A 22,554-nucleotide genomic window follows, 5' to 3' on the forward strand; every position below is an offset into this window, starting at 1 on the left:
TATGACCGAACAGACAAGACCGGCGCCAGCCGAAATCCGTGCGTTTCGCGCCGAGAATCCGAAAATGCGCGAGCGCGATATCGCCGCCCAGCTGAAGATTTCCGAGGCAGCCCTCGTCGCCGCCGAAACCGGCATCAGCGTGACCCGCATCGATGGCAGCGCACTGAAGCTTCTCGAACGCGTGGCCGGCCTCGGCGAAGTGATGGCGCTGTCGCGCAACGAAAGTGCCGTGCACGAGAAGATCGGCGTCTTCGAAAACATCAAGAGCGGCGCGCAGGCCGCGATCGTTCTCGGCGAGAATATCGACCTGCGCATCTTCCCGAGCCGCTGGGAGCATGGTTTCGCCGTATCCAAGAAGGATGGCGATCAGGAGCGCCTCAGCCTGCAATATTTCGACAAGGCCGGCAACGCCGTGCACAAGGTGCACCTGCGCCCAAGCTCGAATGTCGAGGCCTATCACGCGATCGTCGCCGAGTTGAAGCTGGAAGACCAGTCGCAGGAATTTGTCGAGGCTGAAACCTCGAACGCCGCCGATGATACCGCCGACGTCAGCCGCGACGAACTGCGCGACAACTGGAGCAAGCTCACCGATACGCACCAGTTCTTCGGCATGCTGAAGCGCCTGAAGATCGGCCGCCAGGCGGCCGTGCGCACTGTCGGCGACGACTATGCCTGGAAGCTCGACAACAGCGCGACGGCAGAGATGATGCATGCCTCTGTGAAATCTGGCCTGCCGATCATGTGCTTCGTCGCCAATGACGGCATCGTCCAGATCCATTCCGGCCCGATCTTCAACGTGCAGTCGATGGGACCGTGGATCAATATCATGGACCCGACCTTCCATCTGCATCTGCGCCAGGATCACATCGCCGAGACCTGGGCCGTGCGCAAGCCGACCACGGACGGCCACGTCACCTCGCTGGAGGCTTACAATGCCGAAGGCGAGATGATCATCCAGTTCTTCGGCAAGCGGCAGGAAGGTTCCGACGAACGCGCCGCATGGCGCGAGATCATGGAAAACCTGCCGCGGGCAGCAAGCGTGGCAGCATAAGGATCGCAACGATGACGATGCGTAACAATCTGCGCCGGATCCGCCCTTGGGAACTGGCCCTGACGGCGGCCGTCATGGCACTGCCGTTGATCCCGATGGCGCGACCAATCGAAGGCTTCGCCTTCGTCCGCGCCGCCCACGCTGACGAAAAGAAGCTCGACACCTCGCGCCTGGTTTCGGTCGGCGGCGACATCACCGAGATCGTCTATGCGCTCGGCGAGGAAAGCCGGCTGATCGCCCGCGATACGACCAGCATGTATCCGGAGGCGGCATTGAAGCTGCCCAACGTCGGCTACATGCGCGCGCTCTCGCCGGAAGGCATCCTCGCCATGAACCCGACGGCGATCATCGCCGTCGAAGGTTCAGGCCCGCAGGAAGCGCTGACCGTGCTGAAGAATGCCAGCGTGCCCTTCGAGACCGTGCCGAGCGCCTTTACCCGTGACGGTATCATCGCCAAGATCGACCGTGTCGGCACGCTGCTCGGCGTGCCCGACAAGGCGAAGGCGCTTGAAGCAAAGGTCGCGGCCGATCTCGACGCGGCGATCACCGATGCCGAAAAGCGCCCGGAGGCCGAGCGCAAGCGCGTTCTCTTCATCCTCAGCGCCCAGAACGGCCGGATCATGGCATCGGGCACCGGCACGGCCGCCGATGGCATCGTCAAGCTCGCCGGCGCCATCAACGCCGTCGGCGCATTCCCGGGCTATAAGCCGCTGACGGACGAGGCGATCATCGAAGCCAAGCCCGACATCATCCTGATGATGAACCGCGGCGATGGCGCCGGCACCAAGAACGAGGACCTGCTGGCTCAGCCGGCGATCGCGCTGACGCCGGCAGGCGAGAAGAAAGCGATCATCCGAATGGATGGCGTCTACCTGCTCGGCTTCGGCCCGCGCACCGCAGCCGCCGCGCGTGAGCTCAACACGGCGATCTACAGGGGCTGATCATGGCCCTGCCGCAAGCCATGACGGAACGAAGGCGACCATTTCCGATGCCGGACATCCGCGCAATCAGGCAAGCAGGCGACAGGACGCGGCTCGCCTTGCTGGCGATCGCGCTGCTCCTCGTCGGCTCGGTCTTTTCGATGCTGATTTCGGTGACGACAGGCGCCTCGGATGCCTCGATGCTCGATGTCATCAGCAACATGGCCGGCTCCGAGACGGCGCTCAGCACGCGTGACCGGATCATCATCTTCGATATCCGCCTGCCGAGGGCAATCCTCGGCTTCCTGATCGGCGCCTCGCTTGCCGTCTCCGGTTCGGTGATGCAGGGCCTGTTCCGCAATCCGCTGGCCGATCCCGGTCTCGTCGGCGTCTCCTCCGGCGCAAGCCTCGGCGCAGTCGCGATGATCGTGCTCGGCGGCGGCATCGCTGCTCCGCTCCAGGCGCTTCTCGGCATCTACGCTCTGCCGGCGGCCGCTTTCGGCGGCGGCCTCGTCACGACGCTGCTGCTCTACAGGATCGCCACCCGTCATGGCCAGACCTCGGTGGCGACGATGCTGCTTGCCGGTATCGCGCTCGGCGCACTCGCCCTCGCCATAACAGGCTTGCTGATCTATATGGCCAACGACCAGCAGCTACGCGACCTGACCTTCTGGAGCATGGGTTCGCTTGCCGGCGCCACATGGACGAAGATCGCCGCCGCCAGCCCGATCATCCTGTTGTCCTTCACCGCCCTGCCCTTCATGGCCCGCGGCCTCAATGCCATCACGCTCGGCGAGGCGGCCGCCTTTCATATGGGCGTGCCGGTGCAGCGGCTGAAGAATGTTGCGATCGTTGGCGTCGCCGCGGCGACCGGCGCGTCCGTCGCCGTCAGCGGCGGCATCGGCTTCGTCGGGATCGTCGTGCCGCATATCCTGCGCATGGCAATCGGCCCCGACCATCGTTTCCTGCTGCCGGCCGCAGCTCTTCTCGGCGGCTCCCTGCTGATATTCGCGGACGTCCTGGCGCGCACCCTGGTCGCCCCGGCCGAGCTGCCGATCGGCATCATCACCGCGGCAGTCGGCGGGCCGTTCTTCCTGTGGATCCTGCTGAGGCAGCGTTCGCGCCTTGCCCTGTGAGTGACCACGTGAGTGACCCCCGTGAGTGACATTGAGATGATCGAAGTTTCCGGCGTCTCCGTGCGCCTTTCCGGCAAAACCATCATCGGCGACGTCGCCTTCACGGCAAAGGCGGGTGAACTGACGGCGATTGCCGGGCCGAATGGTTCCGGCAAGACGACGACGATGAAAGCCATCTCCGGCGAACTTGCCTATGGCGGCTCGGTGCGCATCGGCGGCGACGAGGTGAAGGGGCTGAAACCCTGGCAGCTTGCCGCCATTCGTGGCGTGCTGCCACAGGCAAGCACGATCTTCTTTCCGTTCACCGTGCGCGAGATCGTCCGCATGGGACTGACTTCGGGCTTCAACCTGCATCCCGACAAGGCCGAGCAGACGGCGGCCGCAGCGCTTGCCTCCGTCGACCTGACCGGCTTCGAAGGCCGTTTCTATCAGGAGCTCTCCGGCGGCGAGCAGCAGCGCGTGCAGCTTGCCCGCGTGCTCTGCCAGATCGCCGAGCCCGTCGTCGACGGCAAGCCATGCTGGCTGCTGCTCGACGAGCCGGTCTCGAGCCTCGACATCAGCCATCAGCTGACCATCATGACGCTTGCCCGCAATTTCTGCGAACGCGGCGGCGGCGTTATCGCCGTCATGCACGATCTCAACCTGACGGCGCTCTTTGCCGACCGCATCGTGCTGATGAAATCCGGCCGGCTCGCGGCCGCCGGCAGCATCGCTGACGTGCTGACGAACGAAACGATGCTCTCGGTGTTCGGCTGCGCGCTGCGCATCAACCAGGTGCCGGCCGATGGCACGCCCTTCGTGCTCGCCCACAGCGCCGTTTCCCGCCCCTGAGCACCGCGCGAGCGGAACTTTTGATCGCCCGGCACGTTTCCGGCATGATCTGGGTCAATGCCGGGCGATATCATTCATGCAACGGACGGTGGTGACCCTCGTGCGAAACAGGCGGGCTTGTGCGCGCCCCAGTCAATGGAGACAACCATGAGCTATTCTATCTTCCAGTCCGGCCGCAGCCGCCGCAACGGCACCTTCCACAATCTGGAATCCGGCATCGAGGAGCAGATCGAAGCGCTACGCGACGAACTCGCAGAACTGACGCGCCTCGTCGGCAAGAGCTCGCGCCACCAGGGTGAGAAAATCCGTAGCCAGGCCGGTGCCGGCTACGAGGAACTGCTCGGCCGCAGCGAGGATCTGCTGCGCGAATTGCAGCACGGCTATGAGCGTGGAGCGACGGAAATGCGTGAGACGGTGCGCAAGCATCCGCTGGCAACCATCGGCGCTGCAGCCGCTTTCGGCCTTGCCATCGCCTTCCTCGCCCGGCGCTGAGGAAGCGCGATGCTCTTCTCGATCCTCAGCCTATTGACGGGCACAAGCGTGCACCGAACCGTTGGGCGCGCCAAGCGCAATGGCATCTTCATTGCGCTTGCCGTGCTCTTCCTCCTTACTGCCTACGCGCTGGCCGTCACTGCCGGCGCCATCTGGCTCGCCGGCATATACGGCCCGGTCGGCGCTGCTCTTTTCCTGGCCGCCTGCGCGCTGCTGATCGCCATCATCGCGCTGGTGGTAATGTCAATCATCAACGCCCGGGAAGCGCGCCGCGCCCGGGAACGCCGCGCGGCGCTGGAATCGCTGGCAACGGTCGGGCTCGGCCTTATCCGTGCCCAGCCGCTCCTGACCGCCGGTGTTCTGGCGGCAATTGTCGCAGCCAATCTTGTCGGCTCGAAGCGCGAGGATTGATTGAGGAGGCGTGAAGGCAAGCGGCTGCCCCTCAGGGTCGGGTCACTCTTCTCGACCCGTCCTCCGGACCCCGTAAAACGGGGAGAGGGGACGTGCTCTGCGAGAGCGAGGTGGGTACGGCATGTCCCTTCGCCCCGCTTGCGGGGAGAAGGCGGCGGCAGGCAGATGAGGGGCGGATACACAACTATATCAATGCCATAACCGACAACCAAAAAACCGGCGCCCCGAAGGGCGACCGGCTTTCCTCCCAAATGTAATTCTTTTCAGAATGCGAAGGCCTTCGACGTCAGCGGCGCCGAGGTCGCGTCGGGGCCGAAATCGGCCTCGCCTGATATCTGCAGCAACTCCTGCAGCCGCTGGCGGGCCCGGTTGACGCGGCTCTTGATGGTCCCCACGGCACAGCCGCAGATTTCGGCCGCCTCCTCGTAGGAAAAGCCCGAGGCCCCGACGAGGATGATCGCCTCGCGTTGATCCGGCGGCAGCTGGTCGAGCGCCTTCTTGAAGTCCTGCAGATCGAGTGCGCCATACTGCGAGGGGTGCATCGCCATCGATTCGGTGAACAGCCCGTCGCTGTCCTGCACTTCACGGCCGCTCTTGCGCATCTGGCTGTAGAGTTCGTTGCGCAGGATCGTAAAGAGCCAGGCCTTCATATTGGTGCCCATCTCGAAATGATCCTGTTTGGCCCAGGCTTTCATGATGGTGTCCTGGACGAGATCGTCGGCACGGTCGTGCCGCCCGATGAGCGAGATCGCGAAGGCGCGAAGACTTGGGAGTGCCGCCAGCAGTTCCCGCTTGAAGCTGGGTTGCGATTTGTCTTCCATGCGGCGATCCTATTCGGCCATCTTGGCAGAAGCCATCATTTCAGCATGGTCGAGCTTTTCGAGAAGGTCGAGAAAACGATCGGGGATCGCCTCATCCTGTGCGGCCGCATAAAGCGACCGCAGCCTGACGCCGATCTGATTGTTCGGGTCCAGGATGTCGCTCGCCCGCAGCTCCAGCTTTCGCTGATCGGCTGCTTCTTTCTTGCGTGTAGTCATCAATTCGTCTTCTCGCCGGTTGTCTGTCCAGAGCATGATGCCGAAAAATGTGAGCGGTTTTCGGATGACATCATGCTCTAACTTTCTAATTTAGAACAGGATTCAGATTTTAGGCCGACCCGGCCTAAAATCATCCTGTTCTAGGGCGCGTGGATGGGATCAATCACGATTTCAACCATCGACATCGAACGTTCGATTGTCGATGTCGCTGGTATTTGCCGCTGCATGGGTCAAAACGCTACGCCCTTTCTTCGTCGGCTGGAATAATGCGGCGCGACGAAAAAAGTTCCTCCCGTTCCGGAACTTTTTTATCAAGGCGACGTTAACCGCTCATTGAAGCCAATGCCGGCCTGTATGCAGGAGCCATGAATGACACTTTCTACTCGGATTGCGCCGCACCTTCCTTATCTGCGCCGCTATTCCCGCGCCCTTACCGGCACTCAGACTTCGGGCGACGCTTACGTCGCCGCCGTTCTCGAAGCCATCATCGCCGATCTGTCGATTTTCCCGGATACGGCGAATGACCGGGTCGCACTCTACAAACTGTTCACGCAACTGTTTGGTTCCACCGCAGTCCAGATTCCAGAGCCGACCTCGCCCTATGCCTGGGAGCAACGCGCCACGCTGAACCTTTCCAAGGTTTCGCCGCGCGCCCGTCAGGCCTTCCTGCTCGCCTCCGTAGAGAATTTCCGCGTCGCTGAAATCGCCGAAATCCTGGAAACCGAAGAACAGGATGTCATGCATCTGCTCGACGTGGCGTCGCAGGAGATTTCCCGTCAGGTCGCAACCGATATCATGATCATCGAGGACGAACCGCTGATCGCCATGGATATCGAGCAGATGGTCGAGAGCCTCGGCCATCGCGTCACCGGCATTGCCCGTACGCATGCCGAGGCCGTGGCGCTCTACAATAAGACCAAGCCGAGCATGGTGCTGGCCGACATCCAGCTTGCCGACGGCAGCTCTGGTATCGACGCAGTCAACGACATCCTCAAGACGTCGAGCGTGCCGGTGATCTTCATCACCGCTTTCCCGGAACGGCTTCTGACCGGCGAGCGCCCGGAACCGACTTTCCTTGTCACCAAGCCCTTCAATCCCGACATGGTCAAGGCGCTGATCAGCCAAGCTCTTTTCTTCAATGAATCGACCAGAGTAGCCGCCTGAGACGCAATTTTCCGGCCTTCGGAACCAAATCGCCAAAGCAGGCGTTCCGGTGCTACCGGGACGCTCCGGTGGCTTTAACGGTTTTTTGCAGCGCTTTGTTCTAGAGTTGGCAGGCGGTGTCTGTAAGGGCGCTCCCTTCAGCGACGTTCAAGATGTCACAAGGAAAGGCGGCCGAGTGAATACGACTGAACCATTGTCCGGCATGCCTTTTACCTTCGAAGGCAAAGCCGCAATGATGGAACGCGCGCTCGGCAGCGCCGGGATTTCGATCCTCTGCCAGGACGCCCGACTGTCGATCTTCTACGCCGAAAATCTGCCGCCGCATTTCGCAGCGCTCTTTATGCCCGGCGGCAGCGACGCCGCCCTTTTCGGCGACGCCCATGGGCGATATCTGACAGCGCTGAAACACAAGGTGCTGGAAACCGGCATCCCCAACAATGCCGAGGTCGAGATCGATGTCGACGGCGAAAGGCGCACTTATGAACTGAAGATCCAGCGCACCGGCGAGCGCGGCGCATATGGACTCCTGTCCGTCATGACTGAAGTCACCGAAAGCCGGCATCGCGAAAAGGTTCTGAAATCGCTGCTGCGCGAACTCTCTCACCGCTCGAAGAACCTTCTCGCCATCATCCAGGGCATTGCCACGCAGACGGCGCGCAACACGCTCTCTCTCGATAGCTTCCTCCTCAAGTTCCGCGGACGGCTGCAATCGCTTTCCAATTCGCAGGACCTGATCACGGATTCGAGCTGGCGCGGCGCCTATCTCTTCGAACTCGCCGAAAAGCAGTTCGCCCCCTATTGGCCGGAGACGGCCGGCTCCATGCCGATCTATGGCATCAACGCTCATCTGACACCGAATGCCGCCGTGCATCTCGGGCTCGCCCTCCACGAACTCATTGTCAACTCCGCCTCCTTCGGCGCGATATCAGGCGGCGCTGCATCCATCACGCTGAATTGCCGCGAAGCCACGATCAACGACAGGAAGGCGATCGAAGTCGCCTGGGCGGAAGTTCTGCGTGATCAGTCGGAAGTCCACGAATTTAGCGACAACAGCTTCGGCCGCACAGTGCTGGAGCGTGTCGTGCCTTCGTCGGTCAATGGCAAAGCGGAGTTGCACCTCATTCCCGGCCGCATCGAATACCGTCTGACCATTCCGGAAACCGAATTCGAGATCTTCAAGCGGGTGTGAAAGCCCTGGAGACAGCCGAGAACCGAAAAACAGCCGGTGCGAGGGCGGCGCACCGGCTGTCTTCACTCACCGGGAGGGGACCGTGAGTACGTCCGGATAGTGGGTTGGGGGCGCGCATGTTGGGTCGATGCGATCACCATCCGGATATCGCAATAACGACGACATTAAACTTTGGTTCCCTTCCATCCGAAAAAAATTCGACTTTTTTGAATCTTTTTTCGGATGCCCTTCCCTCATCGCGTGCTCAGCCGTTTCACCGATGTAGGCCGGATAAATTTTCCCTTTAAAAACAGCGGATTATTTGCGAGGCAGCAAGGGAAAATCGTCAAAATTTTACCGTTTGATAAATTTTTAAACCTGAGTTACGCTTTCCCTCACAGGCCGTTTACCAATAATGAGGGAACTTCAATGGAACGACTGGAAACCGGGATCCATGCCGGCCGGCTTTCGCCCGCCGAGTATGATGCTAATTTTTCCGATCTGCATCCACGCCTCGACAATCATGAGGCTCTGGTCGCCGCCGACCGCTGTTATTTCTGCTATGACGCGCCGTGCATGACGGCCTGTCCCACCTCGATCGACATTCCGCTGTTCATCCGCCAGATCTCGACCGGCAATCCGATCGGTTCGGCAAAGACGATCTTCGACCAGAACATTCTCGGCGGCATGTGCGCGCGCGTCTGTCCCACCGAAGAACTCTGCGAGCAGGCCTGCGTGCGCAACACGGCTGAAGAGCGGCCCGTCGAGATCGGCCGCCTGCAGCGCTACGCCACCGATGCCGCCATGCAGGCCGACAAGCAATTCTATGCCAGGGCCGAACCGACTGGCAAGACGATCGCCGTCATCGGCGCCGGTCCTGCCGGCCTTGCCGCCGCCCATCGCCTGGCCGTCAAGGGCCATTCGGTCGTCATCTATGACGCCAGGGAAAAATCCGGCGGCCTCAACGAATACGGCATCGCCACCTACAAGACGGTCGACGATTTCGCCCAGAAGGAAGTCGACTACGTCCTCTCGATCGGCGGCATTGAAGTCCGCAACGGCGAGCGTCTCGGCCAGGATCTCTCGCTTGCCGATCTGCAGGCGCAGTATGACGCCGTCTTCCTCGGCATCGGCCTTGCCGGCGTCAACGCGTTGCGTGTCGAAGGCGAGAACCTTGCAGGCGTCGATGACGCCGTCGATTTCATCGCGGCACTCCGCCAGGCCGAAGACAAGGGCGAAATCGCCATCGGCCGCCGCGTCGTCGTTCTCGGCGGCGGCATGACGGCGATCGACGCCGCGGTGCAGGCGAAGCTGCTCGGCGCCGAGGAGGTGACGATCTGTTACCGTCGCGGCAAGGAGCACATGAACGCCTCCGAATACGAGCAGGATCTGGCAAGCTCCAAGGGCGTCATCATCCGCCATTGGCTGGCGCCGAAATCGATCCTGTCGCAGGACGGCAAGGTCGCCGCGATCGAGGTGGAATACACCAAAATCGTCGATGGCCGCCTCGTCGGCACCGGCGAGACCGGCGTGATTGCCGCCGACCAGATCTTCAAGGCAATCGGCCAGACCTTCGAAGCCTCGAGCCTGGGTCAGCTGCGCATGGAGAGCGGCCGTATCGCCATCGATGCGGAAGGCCGCACCTCGCTCGACGGCGTCTGGGCCGGCGGCGACTGCGTCTTCGGCGGCAATGACCTCACCGTCTCCGCCGTCGCCCATGGCCGCGATGCGGCCGAATCCATCACTCGTGCCCTTAATGCCGCAGCCGCTCCGGCTGTCGCGGTTGCTTGAAGGGGAGAATGAACAATGGCTGATCTCCGCAATAATTTCGTCGGCATCAAGTCCCCGAACCCGTTCTGGCTGGCATCGGCGCCGCCGACCGACAAGGCCTACAATGTCGAGCGTGCCTTCAAGGCGGGCTGGGGCGGCGTGGTCTGGAAGACGCTGGGCGAGGAAGGCCCGCCGGTCGTCAACGTCAACGGCCCGCGCTACGGCGCGATCTGGGGCGCCGACCGCCGCCTGCTCGGTTTGAACAATATCGAGCTCATCACCGACCGCGACCTCTACACCAACCTGCGGGAAATGAAGCAGGTGAAGATGAACTGGCCGGATCGGGCACTGATCGCCTCGATCATGGTACCCTGCGAGGAAGAGGCCTGGAAGGCGATCTTGCCCTTGGTCGAAGAGACCGGCGCCGACGGCATCGAGCTCAACTTCGGCTGTCCGCACGGCATGTCCGAGCGCGGCATGGGTTCCGCGGTCGGTCAGGTGCCGGAATATATCGAGATGGTCGTGCGCTGGTGCAAGCAGTACACCCACATGCCCGTCATCACCAAGCTGACGCCCAACATTAGCGATATCCGCCGCCCCGCCCGCGCCGCCAAGGCCGGCGGCACCGATGCCGTCTCGTTGATCAACACGATCAATTCGATCGTCTCCGTCGATCTCGACAACTTCGCCCCCAACCCGACGGTCGGCGGCAAGGGCAGCCATGGCGGTTATTGCGGCCCGGCGGTGAAGCCGATCGCACTCAACATGGTGGCCGAGATCGCCCGCGATCCCGAAACCTACGGCCTGCCGATCTCGGGCATCGGCGGCATCACCACCTGGCGCGACGCGGCCGAATTCCTCGTCCTCGGCGCCGGCAACGTTCAGGTCTGCACTGCGGCGATGACCTACGGCTTCAAGATCGTCCAGGAGATGATCACTGGCCTCTCCGACTGGATGGACGAAAAGGGCCACCGCAGTCTCGACGACATCACCGGCCGCGCCGTGCCCAACGTCACTGACTGGCAGTATCTGAACCTCAACTACATCGCCAAGGCGAAGATCAATCAGGACGCCTGCATCAAATGCGGCCGCTGCTACATCGCCTGCGAGGACACCTCGCACCAGGCGATCACCAACTTCGTCGATGGCGCTCGCCATTTCGAGGTGATGGACGAGGAATGCGTCGGCTGCAATCTCTGCGTCAGCGTCTGCCCGGTCGAGAACTGCATCACCATGGAGCAGCTTCCCGCCGGCGCCCTCGACAAACGCACCGGCCGGGTCGTCGACCCCAACTACGCCAACTGGACCACGCACCCGAACAACCCGATGGCGCGCCAGGCGGCGGAGTAAGAATCTGCAACGCCGCGGAGTAGATCGATCCGCGGCGTTGTATCCTGTCGCCAACATTCGAAGCGTCAGGGCCAGTCTAACCGCCGAATGACTTCCGATAGGCATTGGGGCTCGTCCCGAGCCGCCTGCGGAAATGATGCCGCATCGTCGCCAGTGTTCCAAAGCCGCTGGCGGCGGCGATGTCGTCGAGCGAAACGGCAAGTTCCTTCTCCAGCAGATCGCGGGCATGCCGCAGCCGCTCCTTCAGCAGCCATTCGCCGACGCTGAGGCCCGTCGTCGCTTCGAAGCGCCGCTGGAAGGTGCGCATGCTCATGCCCGCTCTTTTCGCAAGCAGGCTGATCGGCTGCTCCTCGGAAAGGCTTTCGCGCATCCATTCGATCAGCGGCCCGAGGCGGATGCCTTCGCGTTCCTCGGGAACCGGCGCGTGAATGAACTGCGCCTGTCCACCTTCGCGGTGCGGCGGCACGACGAGGCGGCGGGCAACGCTGTTTGCGGCTTCCGAACCGAAATCGCCGCGCACCACATGCAGGCAGAGATCGATGCCGGCAGCACTGCCCGCCGCCGTCAGCAGGCTGCCTTCGTCCATGTAGAGAACGTCGGCATCGAGTGCGATATCGGGATAACGCGCGGCGATCGAGGCGACATAACGCCAATGCGTCGTCGCCCTGCGGTTCGCTAGCAGACCCGACCCGGCAAGAACGGCAACACCCGAGCAAAGCGACATGATTCGTGCACCGCGTTCATGCGCTGCCTGGAGTGCTGAAACCAGCGGCTCGGGAACGGCGGCATCGATCGACCGCCAACCCGGCACGACGATCAGGTCCGCTTCGTCAAGCACTTCCAGTCCCTTGTCGACTGCGACCGTCAGCCCTCCCGCAGCGCGAAGCGGACCCGGTTCGATGCCGCAGACCGAGAAACGATACCAGTCTTCGCCCATTTCCGGCCGCGGCAGGCCGAAGACCTCGTAGGCGATGCCGAATTCGAATGTGCAGAGCCCGTCATAGGCTAGTGCGGCGACCAGCGGTCCTTTGGTCTGCTGCGACGATGAGTTTGGCATGATCTTTACGCTGTCGGTCATGATGGCCAATTTCGCAAAGCTTTAGCATCGGCGATACCGGGCCGCAACTTCAGAAAAAGGAAAAACCGATGCCAAGCCCCGTTTCCCAAATACCTGCTGCAGCCCCGGATGCCGCTGTCGCTCACTTTGCCGCCAAGCTCGCTTTCGAAACCGATTGCTCGGACGTGCATGCCGCCTTTGCGGCCGGGAAAGTCGATTTCGTTCTCCTCGACGTGCGCTCGCCGCAGCTCTTCGCAGAATCCCACATTCCCGGAGCCATCAACGTGCCGCACGGCAAGATGACGGCGCATCGAATGTCGACATGGGCAAGCGATACCCTGTTCGTCGTCTATTGCGCCGGTCCGCACTGCAACGGCGCCGACAAGGCTGCCTTCCGGCTCGCCAATCTCGGCCTCCAGGCCAAGCTGATGATCGGCGGCATGACCGGCTGGGCCGATGAAGGCTTCGCCTTCGAACAAGGCATCCCCGCTGCCGCCTGATGGCCTCCCGTCTCCCCCTCCAATTACTGCAGCGGGGAGAAGGGAAAATCGCGACCGTCAGAACTCGACGACCACCTTGCCGAAAGGTCCGCGATAGAGATGATCGAGTGCCTCAGGGAATTCGTCGAAGGCGTAGCGCTTGTCGATCACAGGCTTCAGCCCGGTCTGGTCGATTGCCCGCACCAGATCTTCAAGCGCACGGCGATGGCCGACGGAAATGCCCTGCACGACAGGCGCCTTGAGCAGCAGCGGGCCGGCCGGGCCGGAAACCTCGAACCCCTCGAGCACGCCGATGACGGAAATGCGGCCATTGATCGCCACCGCCTTCAACGCCTGGCCGAGATGCGGGCCGCCGACGATCTCAAGCACGTGATCGGCGCCATAGCCGCCGGTCAACTGATAGAGTTGTTCCACCCAGTCGCCCCCATGGCGGTTGATCGCGTGATCGGCGCCAAGGGCAACGGCACGCTCGAGCTTCTCCGCGCCACCTGATGTGATGAAGACCTCCGCACCATGCGCCTTGGCGATCTGCAGACCGAAGAGCGCCACCCCGCCTGTGCCTTGCACCAGCACCTTGTCGCCGGCCTTCAGACCGCCGCGTTCGATCAGTGCGAACCAGGCAGTCAGCCCGGCGCAGGGCAAGGTGCTCGCCTGCGCCGCATCGAGCGTGTCAGGCGCGCGTGAATACCATTCTTCGGAAAGCACGGTGTATTGCGAGAGGACGCCGGGATAAAAGCCGCCGCGCGTCTTGTAAGGTGGCGTGCGCGCATCGCCTAACCCGCGTCCGTCGATCCAGTCGGGCGAAAACGTCGAGATGACCCGATCGCCCGGCTTGAAACGGCTGACCTCGGGTCCGACTGCCTCGACGACCCCCGCCATATCGGAAGCCGGCACGAAGGGAAATTGCAGTGGCAACCCCATGCCGCTCTCCATCACCAGCCGGTCGCGGAAATTGAGCGAGACAGCTTCCGTCCGGACCAGAACCCTGTTTCCCGAAACCGGTTCGAGCCTCCGCTCGCCGATCGTCAGCTGGCGCTCCGGCCCAACCGCATCGATCTGCCATTGCCGTGTTGTTTGCATTGCCTTGCTCCTTGTTCATTGCAGGGAGGACAAGGATATCGTTGAATATTTTGCACCAGTTGCGATATTAATTCACCAGAATGGTTCCAAAGAGGAAACAAATGGAACAGCTGAAGGGTATCTCGATCTTTGTCGAAGCCGTCGAGGCAGGTGGCTTTTCGGCTGCCGCCGAGCGGCTCCATCTCACGCGTTCGGCCGTCGGCAAGACGATCGCACGTCTGGAACAGCGTCTCGGCGTGCGCCTCTTCAACCGTACGACACGCATGCAGAGCCTTACCGAGGAAGGCCGCTTCTTCTACGAGCGCTGCTTGCGGGCGGTTGAGGAAATCCGCCTCGGGGAAGCCATGCTGGAATCCGGCCGGCGTGACGTACGCGGCCGATTGCGCATCTCGATGCCCGTGCTTTTCGGCCGCCATTGCATCGCGCCGATTCTGGCACGCCTGCTCGATGAACATCCGAACCTCGAACTCGACCCGTCCTTCAACGACCGTATCGTCGACCTGCTCGAGGACGGGTTCGATCTTGTCATCCGCAACGGGCCGCTGAAGGACAATCCGGATCTGATGGCCCGGGCGATTGCCCGCCAGCGCATGACGGTCTGCGCATCGCCCGCCTATCTGGAAAAACATGGCGCGCCACAGACGGTCTTCGATATTCCGCGGCATGAAGGCATCGTCTACAGGCGGGGCGATGATGACAAGGGTTGGATCTTTCCGACTGCAGCCGATCCCGGGCGGCGGCTGGCGCCACAGGCGCGACTGCGGCTCGACGACCTCGCTTCGATTTCCGATGCGGCCGTCGCCGGGCGCGGTCTTGCCTGGCTCCCCTGCTGGCTGGTCCGCGAGGAGGTGCTGGCAGGCCGGCTCATTCAGGTGTTGAAGCACGAACCGGCCAATGTCTTCGATGCCCATGCCGTTTGGCTGCGCTCGCCGGTCATGCTGCCGAAGGTGCGGCTCGCGATCGATACACTCGCTGCGGGACTGCCAGCAACGATGGGCTGACGCGCTCGCCGCGTGTCTGCGAGCGACGAGAAACCTATGTTATTCCTAGGCGTTTCTCTGGAAATAACGCGATGCCGCAGTATATCCGCTCATTCACCGTCCTTTTTGGACGGCCGCCATATCACTCGGAAAAACGTCAGCATGTTACTTCGCAGCGCCCTCCGCGCACAAACTGCAGATTGCCACGCCGCGGTCGACACCCTCTTCGGCAGTTTCAACCTCTCACGCACGCAATATTACAAGGCGTTCCTTCGGGCGCATGCCCGGGTCGTACCATCAGTCGAACATGCGCTTGAGAAGGGAGGAATCGGCCGCCTGCTGCCAGACTGGCCGGAACGAAGGCGCACGCACCTGCTGGCTGCCGACATCCAGGAACTCGATGATCGATTGCCCGTACTGCTTCCGCAACTGGCATTGCGCTGTGAAGCAGCGGTCTGGGGCGCCGCCTATGTCCTTGAAGGCTCCAAGCTCGACGGCGCGCTGCTCGCCAAGGCCGTGCCCGACCACTTGCCCAGCAGCTACCTGAGCCCGCAAGGCCCAAAGGGCGCCATGCGCCTTTTCATGGATCGTCTTGACGCGAGCAAGGTGGACGATCCCGGTGCGGCTGTCGCCGCAGCCCGCGGTGTCTTCGATCTCTTCCTCAAAGCGGGGCAGGTCGAACTGGAAGCCGTCCCATGAGCGGCTCGCACGAACCCGTCGATCTTACCAATTGCGACCGTGAGCCGATCCACCAGCTCGGCTCGGTCCAGCCCTTTGGCTTTCTCCTGGCGGTATCCTCAGACTGGGTTGTCACGCGCGCCTCCGCAAATCTGCCGGAGTTCCTTGGTGTTGCGCAGGCCAACGCGATCGGCCGTCCCGTTATCTCTCTGATCACACCCGAGGCACTCCACGCCATCCGCAACAAGCTTACCACGCTGCGCGGTTCCGACGTCGTCGAGCGCATTTTCGGCATTGCCCTGATTCCCGATCAAAACACGTTCGACCTTGCCGTGCACCTGAACGGAGGTGAGGTCATCATCGAAGGCGAGCGCCGCCAGGAAGACAGGCGCGACGCCGCGTCGCTCTCCATGCGCAGCATGATGTCGCGCCTCGACCACACGGAAACACTGGAAGCTTTCTTCCGTGAAGGTGCAAGACAGGCGCGGGCGCTGACCGGTTTCGATCGGGTTATGGTCTATCGTTTCGACGAAGGCGGTTCCGGCGAAGTGGTGGCGGAAGCCGCCCGGGCCGGCATCGGTTCATTCCTCGGGCTGCACTATCCGGCTTCCGACATTCCGGTACAGGCGCGCGCGCTTTATCTGCGCAACCTGTTCCGCATCATTGCCGATGTCGACGCCGTCGCGGTCCCTATCCTGCCGCAGCTCGACGAGCACGGCCGGCCGCTCGATCTCTCCATGTCGGTATTGCGTTCGGTCTCGCCGATCCATATCGAATATCTGAAAAACATGGGCGTTGGCGCTTCGCTTTCCATATCGATCGTCGTGGACGGCAAGCTCTGGGGCCTGATTGCCTGCCATCACTACGGCCCGCGTCTGCCTTCGGCCCAAAGCCGCTCCACTGCCGAACTCTTCGGCCAGATGTTTGCGTCGCGCCTTGAAAGCCGCGAACGGCGACTGGCTCTCGACTACGAGACCAAGGCGCGCCGCATTGCCGACCGGCTTCTCACCTCCGTCGCAGACAATGCGAGCCTGCTCGACGATCCGGCCTGGCTGATCGAGGCGCTCGCCGACGCCATTCCTGCCGACGGGATCGGCGTCTGGATCAACGGCCGGCTGGCACTTGCCGGCAACGGGCCGAATGAGAGAGGCTTCGCAGCCCTCGTCCGCCACCTCAACCGCAACGCCGCCGGCCGCATCTATGCCGTGGACAGGCTCGCGGAAACCTATCCGGATCTTGAGGTCGACGATGCTGTAGCAGGCATGCTCGCCATTCCGATCTCGCGTTCGCCGCGCGATTATGTCGTGCTTTTCCGTCAGGAATTGGTGCGCACAGTTCGCTGGGGCGGCGATCCGCACAAGCCGGTGGAATACGGTCCGAATGGCCCGCGGCTGACGCCGCGCAAGAGTTTCGAAGCCTGGTCGGAACTGGTGCGCGGCCGCTCCCTCCCCTTCACCGAGGCCGAGCGCCGTGTCGCCGAAACCATCCGCGTCACATTGATCGAGGTGGTGTTGCGCCTCACCGACGAGGTCAGTATGGCGCGCCAGACGGCAAACGAGCGCCAGGAACTGCTGATCGCCGAGCTGAACCACCGCGTCCGCAACATATTGAGCCTCATCACCGGCATCATCCGGCAGTCACAGGCAACGTCGGTCGGCCTTGGCGACTACATCCGCCAGCTCGAGGGCCGCATTCAGTCGCTTGCCCGCGCCCATGACCAGATCACCCGCGATCACTGGGCGCCCGCTTCGCTCCGGCAATTGCTGCTGGCAGAGACAGCCGCCTATCTCGGGAAAAATGCGCAACGCATCCAGATGGGCGGCGAGGATGTACTGCTGGAACCGCACGCCTTTTCCACCGCCGCCCTTGTCTTCCACGAGCTGATGACCAACAGCGCCAAATATGGCAGCCTTTCCGGCACCGGCAGCGGCACGGTCCAACTTGGCTGGCACCGCGACGACGAGGGTAATCTACGCATCGGCTGGCGCGAAAAGCATGGTCCGCCCGTCGTCGAACCCAAACGCCATGGCTTCGGTTCGACCATCATCCGCCGCTCGATCCCCTATGACCTCGGCGGCAAGGCCGAGGTCCGCTACCTCAGGGATGGGCTCGAGGCCGATTTCTGCATTCCGGCGCGACATGTCGTCGGCCCGACGAGCGAACGGTCAAATCCGCCTCCGGTCGGAGCAACCGGACGCAAGACGATTCCCGACGATCAGCCGCTTTGCGGCCTGAACGTGCTGCTGGTGGAAAACAATCTGATCATCGCCATGGATGGGGAGGATATCCTGCGCCGCCTGGGCGCCGACGTCGCAACGGCACCAAGTGTCACCGAGGCGATGGAAATCCTGGCCGGCCAGTCCTTCGATCTGGCGCTTCTCGATGTCAATCTTGGCGATGAGACGAGTTTCGGGATTGCCGACCGGCTGGCAGCTGATGGCGTGCCCTTCGTTTTTGCCACGGGGTATGGGGAAGGCATCGCCCAGGCAAACACCCACTCGGATGCACCCGTGCTGCAGAAGCCTTATACGATGGAAGGCGTGACGGATTTTCTTGCCCGGGTGCAGCTTCGCAGGAGCGGGTAAAACCCTCACCCTCCGAGAGGATCCGGTCGCAGCCCGCCGATGAAGAGCTGCTCCAGAAACCGCGCCGCATCCTCGAAACGCCCTTCGCCCGAATGTTCCTGCCCCAGCACCGCGCGCACCTGGACGTCGAAATCCGCGTAATGCTGCGTCGTCGACCAGATGGAGAAGATCAGGTGATAGGGATCGCATTTGACGATCTTGCCTGATTTCGCCCAGGCGCGGATGACCTCCGCCTTCTCGTCGACCAGTTCCTTCAGCGGGCCCTTCAGCTCGTCCTCGATATGCGGCGCGCCCTGCAGCACCTCGTTGGCGAAAAGCCGGCTCTCGCGGGGGAAATCACGGGCCATCTCCAGCTTGCGGCGGATGTAACTGCGGATTTCCGTCTCCGGATTGCCTTCGGCGTCGAAGGCGCGGAGCGGCTCCAGCCAGGTATAGAGCACCCGGTCGATCAGCGCCCGGTGCATGGCTTCCTTGGTGCGGAAATAATAGAGCAGGTTGGGTTTCGACATGCCGGCCACTTCGGCAATCTGGTCGATTGTCGAGCCGCGAAAGCCGCTTGCCGAAAACACATCGAGCGCCGCTTCCAGAATCTGCTCTTCCTTCTCTTCCTGGATTCGCGTCCGCCTCAGGGTTTTCGCTGCTCTCGGTATGGTCACAGGCTGTCGTTTCCCCTTGAAATTCAACTTCTTCGCTCAAGTTTGGGTTGGGGACGACCCTCGCCGCTTCCTTGAGCAACTGCCCGCATTTTTATCGGCGATTTTCGTGATTTTCGTCTTGAGCCCGGCGGTGGAAGTTGTAATGTTTACCAATCGGTCAAATTATCCGTCAGATGTAAAACAAAGGCAACTGGCGATTTTCCGGCGCTCGACAAAACCAATAAGGGGGCGCAGGAAAGGACCACGGGAACAGGCGGGCATGCCTCTTTGCATGACTGCCGCAAACAGGTGAGGGCATAAAGAATGGTGGCAGCACCAGGCGAGAACATGCGCGTCAATGGCGACCGTCTCTGGGACAGTCTCATGGACATGGCGAAGATCGGCCCCGGCATAGCAGGCGGCAACAATCGCCAGACGCTGACGGATGCCGATGCGCAGGGCCGCAGCCTCTTCAAGACATGGTGTGACGATGCCGGTTTGACCTTGGGTGTTGACCGCATGGGCACGATGTTTGCCACCCGCCCCGGCTCCGATCCCGATGCCTTGCCCGTCTATGTCGGCTCGCACCTCGACACCCAGCCGACCGGCGGCAAATATGACGGCGTGCTCGGCGTACTTGCGGCCCTCGAAGTCGTGCGCACGATGAACGATCTCGGCATCAAGACCAAACATCCGATCGTCGTGACCAATTGGACGAATGAGGAAGGCGCGCGTTTTGCCCCTGCCATGCTGGCGTCAGGCGTCTTCGCCGGCGTGCACAGCCTGGACTTTGCCTATAATCGCAGGGACCCCGAGGGCAATCTGTTCGGCGACGAATTGAAGCGTATCGGCTGGGTCGGCGACGAAGAAGTCGGCGCCCGCAAGATGCACGCCTATTTCGAATATCACATCGAGCAGGGGCCGATTCTCGAAGCCGAGGAAAAGCAGATCGGCGTCGTCACCCATTGCCAGGGCCTCTGGTGGCTGGAATTCACGTTGACCGGCAAGGAAGCCCATACCGGCTCGACGCCGATGAACCTGCGCGTGAATGCCGGCCTCGCCATGGCCCGCATCCTGGAAATGGTCCAGGACGTGGCGATGAGCGAACAGCCGGGCGCCGTCGGCGGCGTCGGCCAGGTGTTTTTCTCGCCAAACTCCCGCAACGTCCTGCCGGGCAAGGTCGTCTTCACCGTCGACATCCGCTCGCCCGACAAGGAGAAGCTCGACCGCATGCGGGCAAAGATCGAGGCGAAAGCGCCTGAGATCACCGATGCACTCGGCGTCGGCTGTTCCATCGAGGCGATCGGCCACTTCGAGCCGATCACCTTCGATCCCAAACTGGTCACATCGGTGCGCGACGCCGCCGAGCGGCTCGGCTACAGCCACATGAACATCATCTCCGGCGCCGGCCACGACGCCTGCTGGGCCGCCAAGGTCGCACCGGCAACGATGGTCATGTGCCCCTGCGTCGGCGGGCTCTCGCATAACGAGGCGGAAGAAATCTCCAAGGAATGGGCGACCGCGGGCGCCGATGTGCTGTTTCATGCGGTGGTCGAGACGGCGGAGATCGTGGTGTGATGGCGCCAGACCTGCCAACGACTTATCTCGATTATGCTGATATCTTTAAGTTCGAAACTCAGCGAACTGCCGACGACCTTGCATGGGCTAATGCCAATGCGACGCCGGTGAACGAAGGTCCGTGGGACGATATACCTGGCGTGCAGATCTTCTACATTGGCATCAACACGGCAGGCGAGCGGATCAAGCTTCCGCAAATATCGAGCTTTTGGCGCTATAAACCTTCTAGCATTCAGCTGGCCGATCCAGATGACCGGGACGCGCCCCACCAAACCTATTATGTCACTGGGCGGCCTGGCTCCATTGATATCGTTCGGATCGAACTCGGTCCTTCCATGCCCGGCATACTGATCGAACGTCCCAAGGGCAGCCAACCCGTACAATCAACCGGGCTGATCGATGGCAAGGATTTTTACTTTCGCGAAAGCGATGGTTTTTGGTCTTTGTCTGTCGGTGGCATCGACGTCGTTGAACAGCCCGACTGGTATTACGAGGAAAAGCACGACAAGCCGGATGAGTTGAGTGAGGAGGCCGTCTACAGCCTTATCGCCAAGGGTGCGGCGCTCTTTAGAAACGGCACGCCCACGATGGCAGTGGAGCCGTAAGACAATAAGACCGCAGGGAAAAGGAACAGCAGCCATGACCACAGTCATCAAGAACGGCACCATCGTCACCGCCGACCTGACCTATAAGGCGGATGTCAAAATCGACGGCGGCAAGATCGTAGAGATTGGTCCGAACCTCTCCGGCGACGAAACACTCGACGCCTCCGGCTGTTATATCATGCCCGGCGGCATCGATCCCCACACCCATCTCGAAATGCCCTTCATGGGCACTTACTCCTCCGACGATTTCGAGAGCGGCACCCGCGCCGCCCTTTCCGGCGGCACGACCATGGTGGTCGATTTCGCCCTGCCCGCCCCCGGCCAGTCGCTGCTCGAAGCGCTGACCATGTGGGACAACAAATCGACCCGCGCCAATTGCGATTATTCCTTCCACATGGCGGTCACCTGGTGGAGCGAGCAGGTCTTCGAGGAGATGGAGACCATCGTTCGCGATAAGGGCATCAACACCTTCAAGCACTTCATGGCCTATAAGGGTGCGCTGATGGTCGACGATGACGAGATGTTCGCCTCTTTCCAGCGCTGCGCCGAACTCGGCGCCCTGCCGCTGGTGCACGCAGAAAACGGCGACGTCGTCGCCTCAATGTCGGCAAAGCTGCTCGCCGAGGGCAATAACGGCCCAGAGGCGCATGCTTATTCCCGCCCGGCCGAAGTGGAAGGTGAAGCCACCAACCGCGCCATCATGATCGCCGACATGGCCGGCTGCCCGGTCTATATCGTTCACACCTCTTGCGAACAGGCGCACGAGGCGATCCGCCGCGCCCGCGCCAAGGGCATGCGTGTCTATGGCGAACCGCTGATTCAGCACCTGACGCTCGATGAGAGCGAATATTCCAATCCCGACTGGGATCATGCGGCCCGCCGGGTGATGTCGCCGCCCTTCCGCAACAAGCAGCATCAGGATTCACTCTGGGCAGGGCTTGCCTCCGGCTCACTGCAGGTCGTCGCCACCGACCATTGCGCCTTCACCACGGCGCAGAAGCGCTTCGGCGTCGGCGACTTCACCAAGATCCCGAACGGCACCGGCGGCCTCGAAGACCGCATGCCAATGCTCTGGACGCATGGCGTCAACACTGGCCGGCTGACCATGAACGAATTCGTTGCCGTCACTTCAACGAACATTGCCAAGATCCTCAACATCTATCCGAAGAAGGGCGCGATCCTTGTCGGCGCCGATGCCGATATCGTCGTCTGGGACCCGCAACGTTCCAAGACCATTTCGTCCAAGGCCCAGCAGTCGGCGATCGACTACAACGTCTTCGAAGGCAAGGAAGTGACCGGCCTGCCGCGCTATACGCTGACGCGCGGCGTCGTCGCGATCGAGGAAGGCGCGATCAAGACCCGCGAGGGCCACGGCGAATTCGTCAGGCGCGAGCCGGTCACGGCTGTCAGCAAGGCGCTTTCCCAGTGGAAGGATATCACCGCGCCGCGCAAGGTGACGCGGAGCGGTATTCCGGCAAGCGGCGTATGACGATGGCGCATGACGATACGGCCATCAACCGGGGACC

General features: G+C 62.1%; 22 protein-coding genes. 17 read left to right on the top strand and 5 right to left on the bottom strand.

The genetic code is table 11. The features are described from left to right. Position 1: 1 nt before the first annotated feature. The 6 genes from J3P73_RS19065 to J3P73_RS19090 all read left to right on the top strand — a co-directional run bounded on the left by J3P73_RS19065 (position 2) and on the right by J3P73_RS19090 (position 4,841). Positions 2–1,051 (top strand): hemin-degrading factor, encoded by a 1,050-nt coding sequence (locus J3P73_RS19065; RefSeq protein ID WP_130664981.1) that lies wholly within the window; start codon positions 2–4, stop codon positions 1,049–1,051. A gap of 11 nt (positions 1,052–1,062) precedes the next feature. After that, the gene (locus J3P73_RS19070; protein WP_027689264.1) at positions 1,063–1,992 is read left to right on the top strand and encodes a heme/hemin ABC transporter substrate-binding protein; all 930 of its coding nucleotides are present in this window, start codon (positions 1,063–1,065) and stop codon (positions 1,990–1,992) included. A 2-nt stretch (positions 1,993–1,994) separates the two neighbouring features. Beyond that, the gene (locus J3P73_RS19075) at positions 1,995–3,107 is read left to right on the top strand and encodes a FecCD family ABC transporter permease (protein WP_130771806.1); all 1,113 of its coding nucleotides are present in this window, start codon (positions 1,995–1,997) and stop codon (positions 3,105–3,107) included. Between the two features lie 36 nt (positions 3,108–3,143). Then, positions 3,144–3,938 (top strand): heme ABC transporter ATP-binding protein, encoded by a 795-nt coding sequence (locus tag J3P73_RS19080; RefSeq protein WP_130693099.1) that lies wholly within the window; start codon positions 3,144–3,146, stop codon positions 3,936–3,938. A gap of 147 nt (positions 3,939–4,085) precedes the next feature. Next, the gene (locus J3P73_RS19085; protein ID WP_017965788.1) at positions 4,086–4,430 is read left to right on the top strand and encodes a DUF883 family protein; all 345 of its coding nucleotides are present in this window, start codon (positions 4,086–4,088) and stop codon (positions 4,428–4,430) included. 9 nt (positions 4,431–4,439) lie between these two features. Further along, positions 4,440–4,841: a hypothetical protein gene (locus J3P73_RS19090; RefSeq protein ID WP_018481668.1), complete on the top strand. Its 402-nt coding sequence runs from the start codon at positions 4,440–4,442 to the stop codon at positions 4,839–4,841. Between the two features lie 263 nt (positions 4,842–5,104). Here J3P73_RS19090 and J3P73_RS19095 read toward each other — a convergent pair whose 3' ends face one another. Beyond that, positions 5,105–5,662: an RNA polymerase sigma factor gene (locus J3P73_RS19095; RefSeq protein WP_003542247.1), complete on the bottom strand. Its 558-nt coding sequence runs from the start codon at positions 5,660–5,662 to the stop codon at positions 5,105–5,107. A gap of 9 nt (positions 5,663–5,671) precedes the next feature. Next, positions 5,672–5,878: a NepR family anti-sigma factor gene (locus J3P73_RS19100; RefSeq protein ID WP_024319398.1), complete on the bottom strand. Its 207-nt coding sequence runs from the start codon at positions 5,876–5,878 to the stop codon at positions 5,672–5,674. 369 nt (positions 5,879–6,247) lie between these two features. Here J3P73_RS19100 and J3P73_RS19105 point away from each other — a divergent pair, with 369 nt between their 5' ends. The 4 genes from J3P73_RS19105 to preA all read left to right on the top strand — a co-directional run bounded on the left by J3P73_RS19105 (position 6,248) and on the right by preA (position 11,330). Further along, positions 6,248–7,042, top strand: coding sequence for a response regulator (locus J3P73_RS19105; protein ID WP_003542253.1), 795 nt, complete (start codon positions 6,248–6,250; stop codon positions 7,040–7,042). Between the two features lie 193 nt (positions 7,043–7,235). Further along, complete coding sequence (locus J3P73_RS19110) at positions 7,236–8,231, top strand: sensor histidine kinase (protein ID WP_197726863.1); 996 nt, start codon at positions 7,236–7,238, stop codon at positions 8,229–8,231. Positions 8,232–8,639: 408 nt separating this feature from the next. Next, complete coding sequence (locus tag J3P73_RS19115) at positions 8,640–10,001, top strand: NAD(P)-dependent oxidoreductase (protein WP_130692473.1); 1,362 nt, start codon at positions 8,640–8,642, stop codon at positions 9,999–10,001. Between the two features lie 15 nt (positions 10,002–10,016). Then, the gene (gene preA, locus J3P73_RS19120; protein ID WP_130692475.1) at positions 10,017–11,330 is read left to right on the top strand and encodes an NAD-dependent dihydropyrimidine dehydrogenase subunit PreA; all 1,314 of its coding nucleotides are present in this window, start codon (positions 10,017–10,019) and stop codon (positions 11,328–11,330) included. A gap of 76 nt (positions 11,331–11,406) precedes the next feature. Here the strand turns inward: preA and ftrA are convergent, their stop codons facing one another. Then, entirely contained in the window at positions 11,407–12,408 is a 1,002-nt protein-coding gene (ftrA, locus tag J3P73_RS19125) for a transcriptional regulator FtrA (RefSeq protein ID WP_027689269.1), read from the bottom strand. Positions 12,409–12,476: 68 nt separating this feature from the next. Here ftrA and J3P73_RS19130 point away from each other — a divergent pair, with 68 nt between their 5' ends. Continuing rightward, positions 12,477–12,887 (top strand): rhodanese-like domain-containing protein, encoded by a 411-nt coding sequence (locus J3P73_RS19130; protein ID WP_130692477.1) that lies wholly within the window; start codon positions 12,477–12,479, stop codon positions 12,885–12,887. 57 nt (positions 12,888–12,944) lie between these two features. Here the strand turns inward: J3P73_RS19130 and J3P73_RS19135 are convergent, their stop codons facing one another. Then, positions 12,945–13,967: a zinc-dependent alcohol dehydrogenase family protein gene (locus tag J3P73_RS19135; RefSeq protein ID WP_130692479.1), complete on the bottom strand. Its 1,023-nt coding sequence runs from the start codon at positions 13,965–13,967 to the stop codon at positions 12,945–12,947. 101 nt (positions 13,968–14,068) lie between these two features. On the opposite strand from J3P73_RS19135, the gene J3P73_RS19140 reads away from it, so the two are divergent. From J3P73_RS19140 to J3P73_RS19150, 3 genes are all read left to right on the top strand, one after another. After that, positions 14,069–14,968 (top strand): LysR family transcriptional regulator, encoded by a 900-nt coding sequence (locus J3P73_RS19140; protein WP_207579683.1) that lies wholly within the window; start codon positions 14,069–14,071, stop codon positions 14,966–14,968. A 141-nt stretch (positions 14,969–15,109) separates the two neighbouring features. Beyond that, complete coding sequence (locus tag J3P73_RS19145; RefSeq protein ID WP_130692483.1) at positions 15,110–15,646, top strand: biliverdin-producing heme oxygenase; 537 nt, start codon at positions 15,110–15,112, stop codon at positions 15,644–15,646. Further along, a complete protein-coding gene (locus J3P73_RS19150; protein WP_130692485.1) occupies positions 15,643–18,210 on the top strand; it encodes an HWE histidine kinase domain-containing protein in 2,568 nt (855 codons plus the stop codon). Before J3P73_RS19145 ends, J3P73_RS19150 begins: the two co-directional genes overlap by 4 nt. A gap of 5 nt (positions 18,211–18,215) precedes the next feature. On the opposite strand, the gene J3P73_RS19155 is transcribed toward J3P73_RS19150, so the two are convergent. Further along, positions 18,216–18,893, bottom strand: coding sequence for a TetR family transcriptional regulator C-terminal domain-containing protein (locus J3P73_RS19155; RefSeq protein WP_018073741.1), 678 nt, complete (start codon positions 18,891–18,893; stop codon positions 18,216–18,218). A gap of 276 nt (positions 18,894–19,169) precedes the next feature. On the opposite strand from J3P73_RS19155, the gene J3P73_RS19160 reads away from it, so the two are divergent. The 3 genes from J3P73_RS19160 to hydA are packed head-to-tail and all read left to right on the top strand — an operon-like array spanning position 19,170 to position 22,517. After that, the gene (locus J3P73_RS19160) at positions 19,170–20,423 is read left to right on the top strand and encodes a Zn-dependent hydrolase (protein WP_024319388.1); all 1,254 of its coding nucleotides are present in this window, start codon (positions 19,170–19,172) and stop codon (positions 20,421–20,423) included. Beyond that, the gene (locus tag J3P73_RS19165) at positions 20,423–21,028 is read left to right on the top strand and encodes a hypothetical protein (protein ID WP_130682190.1); all 606 of its coding nucleotides are present in this window, start codon (positions 20,423–20,425) and stop codon (positions 21,026–21,028) included. Before J3P73_RS19160 ends, J3P73_RS19165 begins: the two co-directional genes overlap by 1 nt. Before the next feature lie 34 nt (positions 21,029–21,062). Continuing rightward, positions 21,063–22,517 (top strand): dihydropyrimidinase, encoded by a 1,455-nt coding sequence (hydA, locus tag J3P73_RS19170; protein WP_130692487.1) that lies wholly within the window; start codon positions 21,063–21,065, stop codon positions 22,515–22,517. Positions 22,518–22,554: the final 37 nt, after the last annotated feature.

This window comes from Rhizobium ruizarguesonis (assembly GCF_017357285.1).
GTDB lineage: Bacteria > Pseudomonadota > Alphaproteobacteria > Rhizobiales > Rhizobiaceae > Rhizobium > Rhizobium ruizarguesonis.